The organism is Streptomyces sp. 11x1 (assembly GCF_032598905.1).
Classification (GTDB): domain Bacteria; phylum Actinomycetota; class Actinomycetes; order Streptomycetales; family Streptomycetaceae; genus Streptomyces.
In genome coordinates this window covers 9,443,632-9,459,677 of sequence record NZ_CP122458.1, presented here as the reverse complement: position 1 = coordinate 9,459,677, position 16,046 = coordinate 9,443,632, and the positions used below count along the sequence as shown (strand labels likewise).

17 protein-coding genes are annotated in these 16,046 nt (G+C 70.1%); 8 read left to right on the top strand and 9 right to left on the bottom strand.

The window, feature by feature from the left end; translation table 11 throughout:
• The first annotated feature begins 13 nt into the window (after positions 1–13).
• From P8T65_RS41600 to P8T65_RS41590, 3 genes are read left to right on the top strand one after another with little or no spacing between them, the layout of a single operon-like run.
• Positions 14–448, top strand: coding sequence for a Zn-ribbon domain-containing OB-fold protein (locus tag P8T65_RS41600; protein ID WP_220650330.1), 435 nt, complete (start codon positions 14–16; stop codon positions 446–448).
• Positions 445–1,599, top strand: coding sequence for a thiolase family protein (locus P8T65_RS41595; RefSeq protein WP_316730621.1), 1,155 nt, complete (start codon positions 445–447; stop codon positions 1,597–1,599). Before P8T65_RS41600 ends, P8T65_RS41595 begins: the two co-directional genes overlap by 4 nt.
• Entirely contained in the window at positions 1,596–2,321 is a 726-nt protein-coding gene (locus tag P8T65_RS41590) for an SDR family NAD(P)-dependent oxidoreductase (RefSeq protein WP_316730620.1), read from the top strand. Before P8T65_RS41595 ends, P8T65_RS41590 begins: the two co-directional genes overlap by 4 nt.
• Positions 2,322–2,327: 6 nt before the next feature.
• Here P8T65_RS41590 and P8T65_RS41585 read toward each other — a convergent pair whose 3' ends face one another.
• Complete coding sequence (locus P8T65_RS41585) at positions 2,328–3,005, bottom strand: TetR/AcrR family transcriptional regulator (protein WP_316730619.1); 678 nt, start codon at positions 3,003–3,005, stop codon at positions 2,328–2,330.
• A 140-nt stretch (positions 3,006–3,145) separates the two neighbouring features.
• Between P8T65_RS41585 and P8T65_RS41580 the strand changes: the two genes are divergently transcribed.
• Positions 3,146–3,751, top strand: coding sequence for a helix-turn-helix domain-containing protein (locus P8T65_RS41580; protein WP_316730618.1), 606 nt, complete (start codon positions 3,146–3,148; stop codon positions 3,749–3,751).
• A 369-nt stretch (positions 3,752–4,120) separates the two neighbouring features.
• On the opposite strand, the gene P8T65_RS41575 is transcribed toward P8T65_RS41580, so the two are convergent.
• The 4 genes from P8T65_RS41575 to P8T65_RS41560 form a co-directional block, all read right to left on the bottom strand.
• Positions 4,121–5,572, bottom strand: a complete 1,452-nt coding sequence (locus tag P8T65_RS41575; protein ID WP_316730617.1) for a dihydrolipoamide acetyltransferase family protein — start codon at positions 5,570–5,572, stop codon at positions 4,121–4,123.
• Between the two features lie 5 nt (positions 5,573–5,577).
• On the bottom strand, positions 5,578–6,612 hold the full coding sequence (locus P8T65_RS41570) for an alpha-ketoacid dehydrogenase subunit beta (protein ID WP_316730615.1): 1,035 nt from the start codon (positions 6,610–6,612) through the stop codon (positions 5,578–5,580).
• A complete protein-coding gene (locus tag P8T65_RS41565) occupies positions 6,609–7,619 on the bottom strand; it encodes a thiamine pyrophosphate-dependent dehydrogenase E1 component subunit alpha (protein WP_316730612.1) in 1,011 nt (336 codons plus the stop codon). The genes P8T65_RS41570 and P8T65_RS41565 overlap by 4 nt, the downstream gene beginning before the upstream one ends.
• Positions 7,620–7,701: 82 nt before the next feature.
• Complete coding sequence (locus tag P8T65_RS41560; RefSeq protein WP_316730611.1) at positions 7,702–8,208, bottom strand: VOC family protein; 507 nt, start codon at positions 8,206–8,208, stop codon at positions 7,702–7,704.
• A 293-nt stretch (positions 8,209–8,501) separates the two neighbouring features.
• Between P8T65_RS41560 and P8T65_RS41555 the strand changes: the two genes are divergently transcribed.
• The 4 genes from P8T65_RS41555 to P8T65_RS41540 all read left to right on the top strand — a co-directional run bounded on the left by P8T65_RS41555 (position 8,502) and on the right by P8T65_RS41540 (position 12,760).
• Complete coding sequence (locus P8T65_RS41555; RefSeq protein ID WP_316730610.1) at positions 8,502–9,767, top strand: aromatic ring-hydroxylating dioxygenase subunit alpha; 1,266 nt, start codon at positions 8,502–8,504, stop codon at positions 9,765–9,767.
• Positions 9,764–10,588, top strand: a complete 825-nt coding sequence (locus tag P8T65_RS41550; RefSeq protein ID WP_316730609.1) for an SDR family NAD(P)-dependent oxidoreductase — start codon at positions 9,764–9,766, stop codon at positions 10,586–10,588. Before P8T65_RS41555 ends, P8T65_RS41550 begins: the two co-directional genes overlap by 4 nt.
• 32 nt (positions 10,589–10,620) lie before the next feature.
• A complete protein-coding gene (locus P8T65_RS41545) occupies positions 10,621–12,357 on the top strand; it encodes a PEP-utilizing enzyme (RefSeq protein WP_316730607.1) in 1,737 nt (578 codons plus the stop codon).
• 88 nt (positions 12,358–12,445) lie between these two features.
• Complete coding sequence (locus P8T65_RS41540; protein ID WP_316730606.1) at positions 12,446–12,760, top strand: putative quinol monooxygenase; 315 nt, start codon at positions 12,446–12,448, stop codon at positions 12,758–12,760.
• Positions 12,761–12,902: 142 nt separating this feature from the next.
• On the opposite strand, the gene P8T65_RS41535 is transcribed toward P8T65_RS41540, so the two are convergent.
• From P8T65_RS41535 to P8T65_RS41520, 4 genes are read right to left on the bottom strand one after another with little or no spacing between them, the layout of a single operon-like run.
• Positions 12,903–13,928, bottom strand: coding sequence for an NADP-dependent oxidoreductase (locus P8T65_RS41535; RefSeq protein ID WP_316730604.1), 1,026 nt, complete (start codon positions 13,926–13,928; stop codon positions 12,903–12,905).
• A gap of 4 nt (positions 13,929–13,932) precedes the next feature.
• Positions 13,933–14,148, bottom strand: coding sequence for a transposase (locus P8T65_RS41530; RefSeq protein ID WP_316730603.1), 216 nt, complete (start codon positions 14,146–14,148; stop codon positions 13,933–13,935).
• Between the two features lie 6 nt (positions 14,149–14,154).
• Positions 14,155–14,481, bottom strand: a complete 327-nt coding sequence (locus P8T65_RS41525; RefSeq protein WP_316730602.1) for a 2Fe-2S iron-sulfur cluster binding domain-containing protein — start codon at positions 14,479–14,481, stop codon at positions 14,155–14,157.
• The gene (locus tag P8T65_RS41520; protein ID WP_316730601.1) at positions 14,466–15,875 is read right to left on the bottom strand and encodes an aromatic ring-hydroxylating dioxygenase subunit alpha; all 1,410 of its coding nucleotides are present in this window, start codon (positions 15,873–15,875) and stop codon (positions 14,466–14,468) included. The genes P8T65_RS41525 and P8T65_RS41520 overlap by 16 nt, the downstream gene beginning before the upstream one ends.
• Positions 15,876–16,046: the final 171 nt, after the last annotated feature.

Below are 16,046 nucleotides of genomic sequence, written 5' to 3'. Positions count from 1 at the left end.
AAGGCGGGACGGCATGGCCACCAGACTCATCGACGAGTCCCTGTTCGAGAACGGGGAGTACGGCGACGGGGATCCACCGCGTCTCGTGGGCGCCCGCTGCTCCGGCTGCGCCACCGTGGTCTTCCCCCGGCAGGACTCGTGCCCCAGGTGTTCGGAGGGGACGATGACGCCGCGGGTACTGCCGGTGAGCGGGCGGGTGTGGTCGTGGACGCTTCAGGCGTTCCCGCCGAAGTCGCCGTACCGGGTGCCGGCCGGCGGCCACCGGCCGTACCACGTGGGCTATGTGGACCTCGGTGAGGTGCTGGTCGAAGCGCGGCTCGCGGTGCCCCGCGCGGAGATCCGGATCGGCCTGCCGGTCCGGCTCACCACCATGCCCGCCTACCAGGACGAGGACGGAACCGAGGTGGTGACCTTCGCGTTCCGCCCGGAACGGGACGGGGAGCGATGAGCGGGTCGAACGACGTGTACGTGGTCGGATGCGGGATGCATGCCTTCGGCCGCGACGAGAGCGTCACCGGAATGGACATGGCCGAGCACGCGGTGCGAGAGGCGCTGGCCGACGCGGGCGTCGCCTGGGAGGACATCGGCTACGCGGCCGGCGGCTCCGACGTGTCCGGCAAGCCCGACACGTTGGTGGGCCGTCTGGGCCTGACCGGAGTGCCGTTCGTCAACGTGCAGAACGGCTGCGCGACCGGCGCCTCCACCGTGCTCACGGTGGCGAACGCGCTGCGCGCGGGCGAGGCCTCGCTGGGGCTCGCGGTGGGGTTCGACAAGCACGAGCGAGGCGCGTTCCACGTCTCCGCGGCCCGCTACGGACTGGGCGACTGGTACGCCGAGACCGGCATGATGCTCACCACCCAGTTCTTCGCGCTGAAGACCCAGCGGTACCTGTACGAGCACGGGATCTCTGAGCGGGCGCTGGCGATGGTCGCCGCGCGAGCCTTCCGCAACGGCTCGCACCATCCCCTGGCCTGGCGGCGCAAGCCGTTGACCGAGCAGGAGATCCTGGACTCCGCCGAGGTCAGTCCCCCGCTCACCCAGTACATGTTCTGTTCCCCCGGACAGGGCGCGGCGGCCTTGGTCCTGGCCCTCGGCGACCGTGCGTTCGACCTGTGCGAGCGACCGGTCAGGCTGGCGTCACTGGCCTTCCGGACCAGGCGGTTCGGTTCCTTCGAGGTGTTCTCGCCCTGGCTGCCGCCGGGGCCGCACCGCAGCCCCAGCGTCGACGCCGCGGAGGCGGTCTTCCGCACGGCGGGGGTGCGGCCCGCCGACGTGGGTGTCGCCCAGTTGCAGGACACCGACAGCGGCTCGGAACTGATCCACCTGGCGGAGACCGGGCTGTGCGCCCATGGCGAGCAGGAGGCGTTGCTGGCCGCCGGGGCCACCGAAGCCACGGGCCGGATACCGGTCAACACCGACGGCGGATGCCTGGCCGGCGGGGAGCCCGTCGGCGCCTCCGGGCTACGGCAGTTCCACGAGGTCGTACGACAGTTGCAGGGCCGGGCACCCGGTGTGCAGGTGCCGGGCGCCCCCCGGGTGGGCTTCACCCATGTGTACGGGGCGCCCGGAATCAGCGCCTGCTCGATCCTGACGGTGTGAGAGGCGGCCCGCACATCATGGGGCACGACGGCAGAACAGCGCTGGTGACCGGCGGGGCACGCGGCATCGGCCTGGAGATCGGCCGACAGCTCGCGGACCGGGGGCTACGGGTCCTGGTCGGGGCGCGGCAACGGGCGGCGGCTGAGGAGGCGTGCCGCGCCATCGGCCGGTCGGCGCTGCCCCTGGCGCTGGACGTGACCTCCGCGAAGAGCGTCACCGAAGCGGTGCGGGAGGCACGGGAGCTGACCGGCGGGATCGACGTCCTGGTGAACAACGCGGGAGTGTCTCTCGACGGGGAACTGCGGCCCCCGTACATCGACGAGGACATTCTGCGTTCGACCCTGGACACGAACCTCACGGGCGCCTGGCGCGTGGCGGAGGCTGTCGTCCCGGGCATGGTGGAGGCCGGCTACGGCCGGGTCGTGAACGTGACCAGCTCGTACGGTTCACTGGCGCTGATGGACTCCGGCCGGCACCCCGCCTACCGCATCTCCAAGACGGCGCTCAACGCCCTGACCCGGATGCTCGCAGCCGAACTGGCCGGCACGGGTGTCCTGGTCAACGCCGCCGACCCCGGCTGGACCCGCAGCGGCATGGGCGGCCCGTCCGCTCCGCGCGGGCCGGAGGAGGGTGCGGACACCACGGTCTGGCTGGCGACCCTTCCCGAGGGCGACCTGACGACGGGCGGGCTGTTCGCCGAGCGCCGGCCACTGCCCTGGTGAACCGCCTCAGCTCGGTGACGTCGCCGGAGCCGACGCTGTCTTCGCCGGGTTCCGTTCGGTGGCGACGATACGCAGTGCCAGCTCCCTGACCGCCTCCAGCACGGACCGGGAGGGCAACTGGGACAGCGGGCCGCCCTCCGCCCGCAGCGCGGTGACGAGCATGGTCGTACTGATCAGTGTGCGGACCGCGAGCGCCTGTGCCGCGTGCCGGGTCTTCGCCGCCCGGGGGCTGCGGGTGGTGCTCTCCGGCAGATAGTCGTAGCCGCGCTGGATGTGCCGCTGTTCGAACTCGTCCCGCAGCACCTTGACACTGCCGTTGGCCGAGGCGACCTGGACCTGGTACAGGCGGGCCTCGTCCGGGTTCTTCTCCACCCAGTCCCACACGGCGTCGATGACGCGGACCAGACCCTCCGCGTCACCCGGCTCGGACTCCGGCCGGGCCGCCTCCACGACCGCGTTGAGCTGGTCGAAGACCCGGCGCATGGCGAGTTCGAGCAGCTCCTCCTTGCCGTCGAAGTGGTAGTAGACGGCCGTCGGCACCACCTGCGCCTCGTCCGCGATGTCCTGGATGCTGGTCTCAGCGAATCCGTTGCGGCCGAACACCCGGACGGCGGCGGTGATGATGTGCTGCCGTCGCGAGGGCCGGTGGGCGGGCTGCTTGCCGTTTTTCGTGGTGGCCATCATGCTCCCTGCCGACTGCCGTGAACCCGCGTCCGTGGGCCCTGCGTACTGACCATTCTATGCAGTAACTAGCACCGCTGGTTGACATAATTCCTGCTGATTATGGGGCTCCGGGACCTTCGGATCCCGGCATACTTGACACCATGACGACCTCCCGGACCCGAGCCGCTCATCGTCCGTCGCGCAAGCAGTGGGTGATCGAAGCAGCCACCGAGTTGTTCGCCACCCAGCCGCCCGACGAGGTGACGGTGGCCGACATCGCCGCTCGCGCCGAGATGACCTCGGCAGCGGTGTACTACCACTTCTCCTCCAAGGACCAGGTCCTGGCAGAGGGGATGCGGGCGTTCGCCACAGCGCTGCGTGAGCAGTTGCGGGCACTCACGGAGGCACACGAACCCGGCTCGGACATCGCGGCGGCGGTCACCGTGCTGCTGGCCTGGATGGGCGAGCACCGATCCGCCGCCACCGTGTTCTTCGTGTCGTCGGCCGGCATGAGCCAGGACGCGGAGGCACTGCGCCAGGAAAGCCGCGCCGAGCTGCTCCAGGAGGTGATGCGGTTGATCCGCAAGGCCCGCGAGTCCGTCTCCGACGCCGAGGCGGCGGTGATCGGCCTGGGCCTGCTGGCGCTCCTGGAGACGGCGGCGATCTCACAGGTCCGGGGCGACGACGTCTACCGGTCGCTGGGGCACCGCTCGTTCGTCCGCGAGGTCGCCGCGCTGGCAGAACGCATCGCCGACCCGACCGCCTAGAGAGCGTCCGCAGCAAGGGCGCGGGCATGGGGAGAGGCCCCTCGCACTCAAGTGGGAGGGGCCTCTCGCCCGGACGGAGTCAGGGTCACGGCAACGACACGGCACTGTAGTCGTCGCCTCGCCACAGGGCGCACAGCAGCGCAACGGCGCGTGGGCATATCGGCCGCGATGCCGTCCCGCGATCAGCGGGAGGCCGGGAACGTGCCTGGCCGACCAGTGGGTGACTGCGCTCGTCGGCGAGGCCCCGCATCGTGTTCGGCATGGGTGGTGCGCCCGCGCGTGCGGGCACCGACCGCGACAGGCGGTCCCGGTGCGCAGTCCTCGCATCGGCTTCCCACGGCCGCGGTCGAGCCACCCCGCCCCGACGGCTCACACCAGGAGACGGAGCGGCTTGCGCAGCAACTCACCGACCGTGCGCAGATACTCGGCGGCGGGAGCCCCGTCGACGGCACGGTGGTCGAAGGTGAGGCTCAGGGTGAGCACCCGTGTCCGCAGCGGCCGGTCGTCGTCCCACTCCACGCCGTCCCTGAGCCTGCCCACCCCGAGGATCGCGACATTGCCGGGGTTGATCACGGGGGTGAAGAAGTCCACGCCGTATCCGCCGAGGGAGGTGACGGTGAAGGTGGCCCCTTCCAGCTGGGCGGGGGAGATCCGCCCCTCGCGCGCGGCCTCGGCCAGAGTCCTCGACCGGCGCGCGATCTCGGGCAGCGGCAGTGTCACCGCGTCCTCGATCACGGGCACCATCAGGCCGCCCGGGACGGCCACCGCGAAGCCCAGGTGGATGCCGTCGAGCAGATGGATGCCGTCCTCCCGCACCGTCGCGTTGAGCAGCGGGTGCTCACGCAGGGCCAGGGCGGCGGCCTTCAGCAGGAAGTCGTTGAGGCTGGGCACCGGCAGGTCGCTGTCGGCCCACTCCTGTCTGAGCCGCTCCCGCAGGGACACCACGGCGTCCATCCGCACCTCGTAGCCGTGCGTCAGCTGCGCCATCTCCTGGAGGCTGGCGTGCATCCTGCGCGCGATGGTGCCGCGCATCCCGGTGAGGGGAATGACGTCGCCGGGCCGGGGGACCGCGTTCCGGCGAGCAGGCGCGGGAGCGACGGCGTCGAGGTCGGAGCGGCGGACCCGGCCGCCGAGGCCGGTGCCGTTCACCTCGGAGAGGTCGATGCCCCGCTCCTTGGCGAGCTTGCGGACCAGGGGCGAGGAAGGGGCGCCGACCGGCGCGGCCGACGTGACGAGGTCGTCGGCGAGGGCGGTGAGGAACTCCTCCACGTCCTCGGAGACGATCCGGCCGCCCGGCCCCGTACCGCGTACGGCGGTGAGGTCCACGTCGGCGTCGGCGGCGACCCTTCGAGCGTTCGGTGAGGACGGCAGCCGGTCGCCGGTGCCGTTGGCGGAGGGCACCCCGGCGTCGAGGGCCGCGGCGGTGCCGGTGAGCGCCGACTGGACGGCCCGAGCCGCACCGCCGGCGGGAGCGGGCACGAGGGTCGTTGCCGCGCCGCCGTCCAGGGCGGGCACGACCGCCACACCTGCGCCGGATCCGGACCCGGGAGTCATCGGCGTACCCCCCGGGTCCGGTGGCTGCTCGCCCTCGGCGAGCAGCCAGCCGATGAGGGCTCCGGCGGGGACGGTGGTCCCGGCCGGGACCACCGGGTGGAACAGTCCCCCGGCCTCCGCCTCGACGTCCACGTCGACCTTGTCGGTGGCCAGCCGCAGCAGTGCGTCGCCCTCCGCGACGGCCGCGCCGGTGGCCACCAGCCATTCGTCGATCGTGCCTTCCTGCATGGTCAGGCCGATCTTCGGCAGCAGAACCTCGACCGCCACGTCCGTCACGACCTTTCGAGGAGACGCCGGCAGCCCTGGGCGATACGGGCGCGATCGGGCACGTACGCCTTCTCCAGGACCGGTGAGAAGGGAACCGGGGAGAAGGGGGCGCCGATGCGCAGGACCGGCGCGTCCAGATAGTCGAAGACGACGTCCTGGATCTGGGCGGCGATCTCCGCTCCGAGGCCCCCGAAGGTGACGGCCTCGTGCACCACGAGCACCCGGTTGGTGCGGCGGACGGAGGCGAACATCGTCTCGGTGTCCAGGGGCTGCACGGTGCGGGGGTCGATCACCTCGATCTCCACGCCCTCGGCGGCGAGTTCGTCGGCGGCCGCGAGGGCCTCCCCCACCATGCGGCCGAGAGCGATCACGGTGACGTCGGAGCCCTGTCGCGCGGTGTGCGCCTGGCCCAGCGGGATGCCGTAGATCTCCTCGGGCACTTCGCTGGTGCTGCCGAGCAGGACCTTGTTGAGCATGACGACGACCGGGTTGTCGTCCCGGATGGCCGAGACGGTCAGGCCTTTGGCGGTGTAGGCGTCACTCGGCATGACCACCTTGAGGCCGGGCACGTGGGCCAGCCAGGCCTCCAGGCTCTGGCTGTGCTGTGCGGCGGCACCGAGGCCGGCGCCGGAGGCGGTGGTGATGGTCAGCGGCACGGACAACCCGCCGCCGAACATGTACTTCATCTTGGCTGCCTGGTTGACGATCTGGTCGAGGCAGACGCCGATGAAGTCCATGAACATCAGGTCGACGACGGGGCGCAGACCCCGGGCGGCGGCGCCCACCCCCAGGCCGACCAGGGCGGCTTCGGAGATCGGGGTGTCGATCATGCGGCGGGGGCCGAACTCGTCGAGCAGGTTGTCGAACATGCGGAACACGCCGCCGTATCCGGCCACGTCCTCGCCGGCGACGAAGACGTTCTCGTCCTCGCGCATGACCTGCGCGAGGCCTTCGTTGAAGGCCTTGACGTAGGACAGTCTGCGGGCGGCTGCGACCGGGACGCCGGCCGGTGCTTCGGTGGTGAGGGTCATGGCGGTCATCCCGAATAGACGTTGAGGAGCATGTCGGCGGGGTCGGGCAGCGGACTCGACTCGGCGTACACGATGGCCTCGGCGATCTCGTCGCGCGTGCGCTGCCACACCTCGTCCAGCTCCGCACGGGTGGCGGTGCCGTCGGCGACGGCCCGGGCCTCGATCAGGTCGATGGGGTCGCGCGACTTCCACTCGGCGACCTCCTCGTCCGAGCGGTAGGGGTGCCGCAGGCCCTTGACGCCCTGGTGGTCGAAGTAGCGGTAGGTCTTGGCCTCGATCATCATCGGGCCCGCGCCGGACCGGGCCCGTTCGACGGCCTCGGTGGCGGCCCGGTGGACGGCGACGGCGTCCATGCCGTCGACGATCACGCTCGGCATGCCGTAGGCGGCGGCCCGGTCCGCGACGTCGGTGATCAGCATGTGAGCGGACTGCGGGGTGAACTCCGCGTAGCCGTTGTTCTCGCAGACGAAGACCACGGGCAGGTCCAGGATCGCGGCCATGTTGGCGCCCTCGTGCCAGGCGCCGATGTTGGTGGCGCCGTCCCCGAAGAAGGTCACCGCGATGTTGTCCTCGCCCTTGTACCGGGCGGCGAAGGCCGCGCCGACGGCGATCGGGACGCCGGCCCCGACGATGCCGTTGGCGCCTAGCATGCCGCGGGTGAGGTCGTTGATGTGCATGCTCCCGCCGCGGCCGAGGCAGGCGCCGGTGACCCGGCCGTACAGCTCGGAGTACATCTCGCGGAAGCCGACGCCCTTGGCCACGGCGTGCCCGTGGCCTCGGTGGGTGGAGGTGATCTGGTCGTCGTCGCGCAGAGCCGCCATCACGCCTGCGGCCACGGCTTCCTGGCCGACGTAGAGGTGCAGGAAGCCGGGCAGCTTCCCGGCCTCCATAAGTTTTCCCGCCTCGGTCTCGAACAGCCTGATGCGCACCATGCGTTCGTGCAGGTCCTTGATGACCTGCGCGGATGCTGGGTGTGTGGTCTTCGCGGCCGACTTCCGCGGTGCCTTTTGAACCATCGTCCGCCCCTTCGCCCCGTTGCGAGGTTTCCAACCGATCGGACTTTCTATTGCCGGTCTACAGTAACCAGCAGGGCGCACCTTACTGAAGAGGTTCTCTAATTACTATGGGCCGGGTCCAACGGGTCTCCTGGTCACCGCCTCGCCGGTCCACCAGTTCGAGGACGTTGCCCTCCGGATCCGCCCAGAAGCTGATCCGCCGGTCCCGCGCCACCACGACGACCGGGGACGACAGCGGCCGGGCGCCGGCGGCCGACAGGGCGGCGACGACCGGCACGATGTCGTCGAAGTGAAAGGTGACATAGGACAAGCCGCGGCGTGCGGCCAGCGGTGCGGCGCACGGCCGCGCCTCAGCATCCGCATCCGCATCCGCATCCGCATCCGCCTGAAGTCGTATCAGCTTGATCCGGCCCCCGGACGGCACCTGAAGCCAGACGACCGACAGGGGCCCACCCAATCCGGCCGGGCCGCCGATGGTGTCCGGGATGTGCGAGCGGTGCACCGGAACGCAGCCGAGCACCTCGCGATAGAAGCGCTCCGACACCTCCAGGTCGCGCACCACGACACCGACCTCGAAGGGCTGGGTCATCGCCACTTCTCGGGCCACCCGAGCCGGCTCGGCCATCTCATCGACCACTGGACCCCTTCCGCCCACTCACCACCCGCACCCACCCTTCAGCTGGAGCCGATCCCCAGAAAGATCGACCTGAGCGGCGGTTACCCTCGCAACGGAAAGCGAAGGTGACCTGCGCAATGCCGCACATCCAAACTTCGCGACTTTCTATTGACACACAACACTAACTCCTGTTGTTGTGGCGGTCACAGCGGAGCTGAAGCACAGGCACCCTTCACCAGCTCGCGACTGGGAGGATTGAGGACATCGTGGTCCAGATCTCACCGGAGACCCGAGCGGCAGGCGACGAGCGCCCCTTGCCGCCCCCCGCCCCGGAATACCACTCATGGATCGGCCAGGACCGCTCCAGCGATGACGCGGGCAAGGCGATGCGGCAGGATGCGGCCGACCTTGCCGAGCGTGTCATCGAGCACTACCGGAACAACACGACGCATGAGGCCGAGGAGCAGTGGACGGAACCCGTCGACAACTACCTCGACGTCGACCGCTGGCTGCGTGAGATGGACGCCGTCCACCGGAGCGTCCCGCTGCCGCTCGCCATGTCGTCCGAGCTCCCCAAGCCCGGGACCTACAAGGCACTGGACGTGCTCGGCATCCCCATCCTGATCACGCGGGACCGCCAGGGCGCAGTCCACGCGATGATCAACGCCTGCCGGCACCGTGGCGCCGAGCTGGTCGAGCCGGGCTGCGGCGTGGCGAAGCGGATCACCTGCCCGTACCACGCCTGGTCCTACGACCTGTCGGGGGAACTGCGCGGCGTGTACGCCGAGAAGACCTTCGGCGACGTACCACGCGAGAAGCGCGGCCTGATCCAGCTCCCCGTCGGTGAGCGCGCCGGCATCGTCTTCGTATCGCTCGATCCGAACGCCGAGCACGACCTGGACGCCTGGCTGGGAGATCTGCAGCCACTGCTGGAGGGGCTCCGCTTCGCGGACTGCCACCACTACGCGACCCGGGAGCTGACCAGCCCGAACTGGAAGGTCACCCTGGACGGGTACCTGGAGACGTACCACTTCGCCTCGCTGCACACGAAGACGGTCTTCGAGACGAACTTCTCCAACATGATGGCCCACGACACCTGGGGGCCCCACCAGCGTCTCGCGGCGGCCCTGCGGCCCGTCGCCGACTTGGTGGACCTGCCCGCGGACAAGCGTGACCCCGGCGACATCGTCGGAGCCATCTACTGGCTCTTCCCCGGCCTGGCCATCGCCGGCACCTGGCGCAACAAGATCGCCGTCTCCATCGTGATCCCCCGTACGGCCACGGAATCAGTCACCCAGCAGATCATCCTGCTGCGCGAACCGGCCGTCACCGAGGAGGAGCGCCACGCCGCCGACCAGTTCGGCGAGTGGTTCTACGAGGTGGTCCGCGACGAGGACTACGCGACCACCTACGGAGTCCAACGGGGGCTGAAGGCCCTCGCCGGGACCGACTTCGTCTTCGGACGCAACGAACCCGGACTGCAGCACTTCCACCGCACCATCCACCGCCTCCTGGACGAAGCGTCCAGATGACGAACCCTCAGAAACCGCAGGAGAACAACATGGTGGCTACGGGCAGCCTCGACGGACGTGTCGCGGTGATCACGGGCAGCACGCGCAGTATCGGCCGCGCCATCGCCGAGGCCTTCCTGGCCGACGGAGCCACGGTCGTGCTCAGCGGCCGCTCCGAGATCAAGGGCAAGCAGGCCCTGGAAGAACTCCAGGCCGGCGACAAGGCCGTCTTCCACGCCTGCGACTCGAGCCGCCAGTCGGACATCGAGGCGCTGGTCGACTGGACGGTCGAGCGCTTCGGTCGACTGGACGTCATGGTCAACAACGTCGGAGGCACCGAGGGCTTCGCCCCGGTCCACGAGCTGAGTGACGAGGCGTGGCACAAAGCGCTCGACCTCAATCTGAACGCCTACTTCTACGGCACCCGCCGTGCGCTGAGGCCCATGCTGGAAGGTGGCTGGGGCCGGGTCATCAACATCTCCTCGGTCGAGGGCAAGCAGGCCAACAAGCCCGCGATCAGCCACTACATCACCAACAAGCACGCCATCCACGGTCTGACCAAGGCGACCGCCTTCGAGTACGGCACCATGGGCATCACCTGCAACGCGATCTGCCCCGGCGCCGTCGACACCGACCTGATGCGGGCCGCCGGGCCTGCCGCGGCCGAGGCCGAGGGCATCTCGTACGAGGAGTGGCTGGCCCGGTTCGCCGAGCACGCCGCTACCAAGAAGATCACCACCGTGGAACAGATCGCGAGCGTCGCCTCGCTGCTCGCGAGCGACGCCGGCGCGGGCATCACGGGCACGCTGATCAGCGTCGACGGCGGAACGGCGCAGTGGTGAGCGCCGGAGCGGACGGAGGGAACCCCCTCGCCATGAAACACTGGATCACCGACTGGCAGCGCAGCGAGCGACTGCCCCACTACACCCGGGCCAACGCGGGCGAAACCCTGCCGGAGCCGGCCAGCCCGCTGGGCTGGACCCTGGTATGGGGGCGCGGCCTGCAGGGCTGGCGTCGCGGTTTCGTCGAGTTCGGCATCTACCGCGAGGACGAGATCAGCGGCCCTCGCCCTCCGTTCGTCGGAATCTTCGGCGGTTACTTCTACCTCAACCTGTCGCACCTGCGGCTGTTCGGCATCCGCATGGGGCAGACCGCGGACCAGATCGACACCGCCTTCGTGGGCCAGCGCTCCGACACGCCGGTGTACGTGCCGCACCCCGACGACCTGGACGCGGAACTGACGGCCAAGGCCACAGCGACGCTGCAGGGGATGCTCGGTCAGGCCGGCTACCCGGAGGGCGACGCCGACCATGAGCGGCTGCGCCGTATCAAGCGCGAGCGACCCGACCTGGCGTCCCTGTCCGACGTCGAGTTGGTGGCCTACGCCCGCTCGTTGCTGGCCGACGTGGAGACGACCTTCCAACGGCATGTCGAGTCCTCGCTGCCCGCGTCCGTCGGGCCGGCGATCCTCGGACCGCTGTGCGCGAGCGTCGACCGTCCCGGCGCGATGCTCGACCTCATCGGCGGGCTGGGAGGCGTGGACTCCGCCTCTCCGTCAACCGGGCTGTGGACGCTGTCCCGCCAGGTGGTCGCCTCGGCGGAGCTGACAGCTCTGTTCGACCGGGGTCCGGCCGCAGTGCAGCAGGCTCTCGAAGGGGCGACCGGAGACGTCAAGGCGTTCCGTGACTCCTTCGACGAGTTCATCGCCGAGTCCGGCGACCGCGGCCCCAACGAGTGGGACATCCACGCGCTGTCCTGGGAGGCGGCGCCGGTCCAGGCGCTGGCTCTGGTCGATCGGATCCGGCACACCTCCGACGACAACTCTCCGGCCGCGCGTCACCGCAGGCTGACCGAGCGCCGCGAACAACTCGCGGCGGAGATCCGAGCGGCCCTCCCCGAGGACACTCGGCCGATGTTCGACGCCGGCATGCACGCTTCCCAGGTGTGGATCCCGGCACGTGAGCGGACCAAGGCCAACTGTGTGACCGTCATCAACGAAATCCGTATGACGGTGAGGGAGCTGGGTCGTCGCGGAGTCGAGGCGGGACGCTTCGCCGAGCCCGAGGACGTGATGATGCTGCTGGAGACGGAGCTCGACGACTATGTCGCCGACCCGGGCGGCTTCGAGCCCGTCATCGCCCAGCGGCTTCAGGAATACGCCGGGCTGCGCGAGCTGGAACCTCCGTTCTTCGTCGCACAGGACGCACAGACCGAGATCGACGGCTGGCCGCGGCGCAGCGAGGATGACGTCGCGACCGCCGCGGAGGGCGATGTGCTGACCGGCGTCGGCGGAAGCCACGGCGCCTACACCGGCAGGGTGCGGGTGGTCACCGACCCGGCCTCGTGCGAGGCGCTGGAGCCGGGCGAGGTGCTGGTGGCACCGATCACGGACGCGGCCTGGACCCCGCTGTTCCTCGTGGCAGGAGCAGCCGTCGTGGACGTGGGGGCGCTCAACAGCCACGCCGTCGTGGTCTGCCGCGAACTCGGCATCCCGGCCGTCATCTCCGTCGAGGGCGGTACACGGCGGCTGCGGGACGGCATGGTGATCACGGTCGACGGCGAGAAGGGCACGGTCACCGTGGACGGCGTCCCGGCGGCACCCGGCATCTGAGCAACCATGGGCCCGTCGCTCCTTCCTGGCAGAGGGGCGGCGGGCCCACGGTCATGAGCCATGACCGTGGAAGGGGAAAGGGACCACCGTGTCAGAGGAAATCATCGTCGCCGGCTGGATGGACTACGAGCCCGCGGACCGCGACACGATGCTCAGGCACCTCGTCGAAGTCGGGAAGCGCACCCGCGAGGAAGAGCCCGGCTGCCTGGACTACGCCATGACGGCGGACCCCACGGACGGCCGCCGGATCCGGGTGTTCGAGCGGTGGGTGTCCCAGCAGGCCCTCGACGAGCACTTCGCCACCCCGCACATCAAGGACTTCCGGACCGCCGTGTCCGGACTGACCCGGTTGGGGGTCTCCCTGCAGGCACATACGGTCGCCGCGTCGCGACCCATGCGCTGACCGCGGTCCCGGCCCGTGCGACGAACGGCGCCCGCGTCGCGGGCGTCGTTCGTCGTTCGTCGTTCGTCGTTCGTCGTTCGTCGTTCGTCGTTCGTCGTTCGTCGTTCAGTAGTCAGTCACGCAGTAGTCAGCAATTCAGTCGTCAGTCATGCAGTCGGACCAGCATCTTGCCGATGTTGCCGCCCCGCAGCAGGGACAGCAGGGCTTGTGCCGCGTTGTCCAGACCGTCCACGACCGTCTCGCGCGCGGTGATCCGGCCCTCGGCGAGCCAGCCCGCGACCCGCTGCTCGAACTCCGGCCGCAGGTCGTCGTGGTCGCGGACGATGAAACCGCGCAGGGTCAGCCGCTTGAGGACCGCCTGGATCAGCTGGTTGATGTCCGCGGACCGCCCGTCGCCGCCGAACTGCGACATCATGCCGCACAGCGCGACCCGGCCACCGGTGCGCAGCGCGTGCAGCGCGGCGGCGAGCTGTTCCCCGCCGACGTTGTCGAAGTAGACGTCGATGCCGTCGGGCGCCAGCCGGGCCAGTGCGTCGCGCACCGGCTCGGCACGGTAGTCCGCGGCCGCGTCGTAGCCGAACTCCTTCACCAGCAGGGCGCACTTGTCCGGCCCTCCGGCGGTCCCGATGACGCGGTCCGCGCCCAGCAGGCGCGCGAACTGACCGGCGGCGCTGCCGACCGCGCCGGCCGCCGCCGACACGAGGACGGTGTCGCCCGGACGCAGCTGCGCGATCCGGGTCAGGCCGACGTAGGCGGTGAACCCGGTCTGGCCGAGCAGGCCCAACCAGGTGGGCAGCGGGGCGAGTTCCGGGTCGATGCGACCGGCGCCGTCCACGGCCCTTTCGTCGAGCACCGCCCGCTCCCGCCAGCCGAGTTGGTGGCGTACGTAGGTGCCCGGCGGCACGGAGGCACAGCGGCTCTCCTCCACGACGCCGAGGGCGCGGCCGTCGAGCGGGGCGCCCGGGGTGAAGTTGTGCGTGTAGTGCTTCTCGGTGCTCTCCAGGCGGCCGCGCATGGACGGGTCGACGCTCATGTAGAGGTTGCGCACGAGCAGCTGCCCCTCCTCCAGGAGCGGCAGCGGGCGTTCCTCGACGGCGAAGTCACCGGGAAGCGGCTCACCGTCCGGTCGGCGCACCAGACAGACCGCCCGGGTGGTGCGGGGCGTCACCGGGTCACTCCTCGGGCTGCGGCGTCGTGCGCCGCTGGGCGAGGCGGCCGACCCAGCCGGCCATCTGGAGGTCGGCGTGGCGCAGTTCGCCCGACTGCCACCGGGCCTGGAAGTCGAAGACGCCCTGCGCCCCCGTCCCGGGGTCGGTCACCTCGACCAGCCCGTCCTCGGTGAGCCGGTACACATGCCCGGTCAGTGGGTGGATCACTTGCTTGGACATGGGGCCTCACTCCTGCGCTCGGCGGCGCACGCCGCTCTTGGTCACGGTCACCGGGCCCTCGACCAGGAGCCGGCAGGCGAGTCTGGTCGAGCCGTCCACCGGCCGGCGCAGGGACTCGATGCCCTCGCGCTCCAGCAGGCCCACGGGCGAGCAGTTCTCGGCGCCCTCCTCGACCCGGACGAAGCAGATGCGGCAGGTGCCCTTGCCGCCGCAGACGGTGGGCCAGCGGTAGCCGAGTCGGCGGGCGGCGGTGAACAGGTCCTCGCCGTCGCGGACTTCGAGCTCGACGCCGGAGGGTCTGACCGACACTCGGTGGATCACTTGTCCATCCACCGGTCGAGGGTCCGGTTGAAGTGGCGGATGCGGCTCTCCTGGTAGTTGGCCAGGGTGATGCCCGGCTTGCGCATGGCCTTCAGGCCCTGCTGGACGTAGGGCAGGTTCTCGCAGTCCTGGTCGAAGACGGGGCCGAGCACGCCGAGTTCGGGGATGTCGGCGAAGAGCATGTCCTCGGGCACCCAGCGGATCTTCGCCGGTGGCGGCAGCTCGCCGGGCTCTTTCGGGGACGACATGAAGATGATCTCGGCGGTGCAGGAGTCGGGGTCGAGGCCGTGGGGCCGGAACCGGTAGATGATGTTCGACTTGGCGCCGCCCCAGGGGTTGAAGTTGGGGAACAGCAGGTAGTTGATGGCGTCCAGCAGTTCGGTGTCGGGGGTGTTCGAGAAGTCCTGCCGCGAGGTGGCCGCCAGTTGCGCCCGCATGCGCTCGGCGAGGACCTGGCGGGCGGTGCCGCCGGGCGGGATCGCCGGCAGCTCGTCGCCCTCCTGCCGTACCAGGTCACGGCCCTGGGCGGCGGAGTAGAACGCGCGCGAGTCGTAGAAGGTCTCCAGGACGTCCTCCTCCGTGACGGAGTCCGCCACGTGCGGACTGGGCGCGCCCTGGATGTTGATCATCCGGCTCCAGTTCGGCTGGTCCGCCATGACGTCGTACTGCGAGTTGGCGTCGGCGAGCCACGGCAGCATCTGCGGGTGGGTGGCGATCACATGGAAGGACTCGATGAACGCGTCCTGGGCGACCTTCCAGTTGCAGGGCAGCACTTTGCCGATGTGCAGCGACTTGTAGCGGTTCTCCAGCGGCCAGATGTAGTAGTCGTCGAAGGTGCCGCGGTAGCTGTCGAAGGACTCGGCGTACGGGTCCATGTTGATGAAGACGAAGCCGCGCCAGGTGGCCACCCGGGCCTCGGGGAGGGCGAACTTCTCCGGGCTGACGTGCGGGAAGTCCCAGGCGCACGGCGGGGTCCGCATCGTGCCGTCGAGGTTCCAGGTGAAGCCGTGGAACGAGCAGCGGAACTCGCCGACGTTGCCGCCGCCGGTGCGCAGTTTGCGTCCGCGGTGCAGGCAGACGTTGACGAAGGCGCGGATCTCCTCGGGCGCCGTGCGGACGACGATGAGCGAGTCGTCGCCGATCTCGTAGACCTCGTGGTCGCCGACCTCGGGGATCTCGCTCTCCAGGCAGGCGAACTGCCACACGCGCCGCCAGACCTGCCGCATCTCCCGTTCGGCCCACTCGCGGGAGGTGAAGCGGGCGGTGTCGACGTCCTCGCTGCCGAGGTGGTCGTTCCGCTCGAACCTGAGGGCGGGGGGAACGGGTCGGCTGTCCTGGTCGAGGTAGTCCTGGACGCTGGGCCCGGGGCACCGCGCGGCGCCCAGCTCCGATGTTTCGTCCATCATCTCTCCTCCGGCAGAAACTTTAGAGTGAGTGTAGTTACGGGTGGCGGCGTGGAGCAACACTCGTACCAGTGGATGGACTCTCACGATTTCCTCGCCCACCACGATGTTCGCCGCTGGTACCGGAATTTCTTGTGGCGGACCTCTCCCCAAGACCGCTGGGACATGTCACAC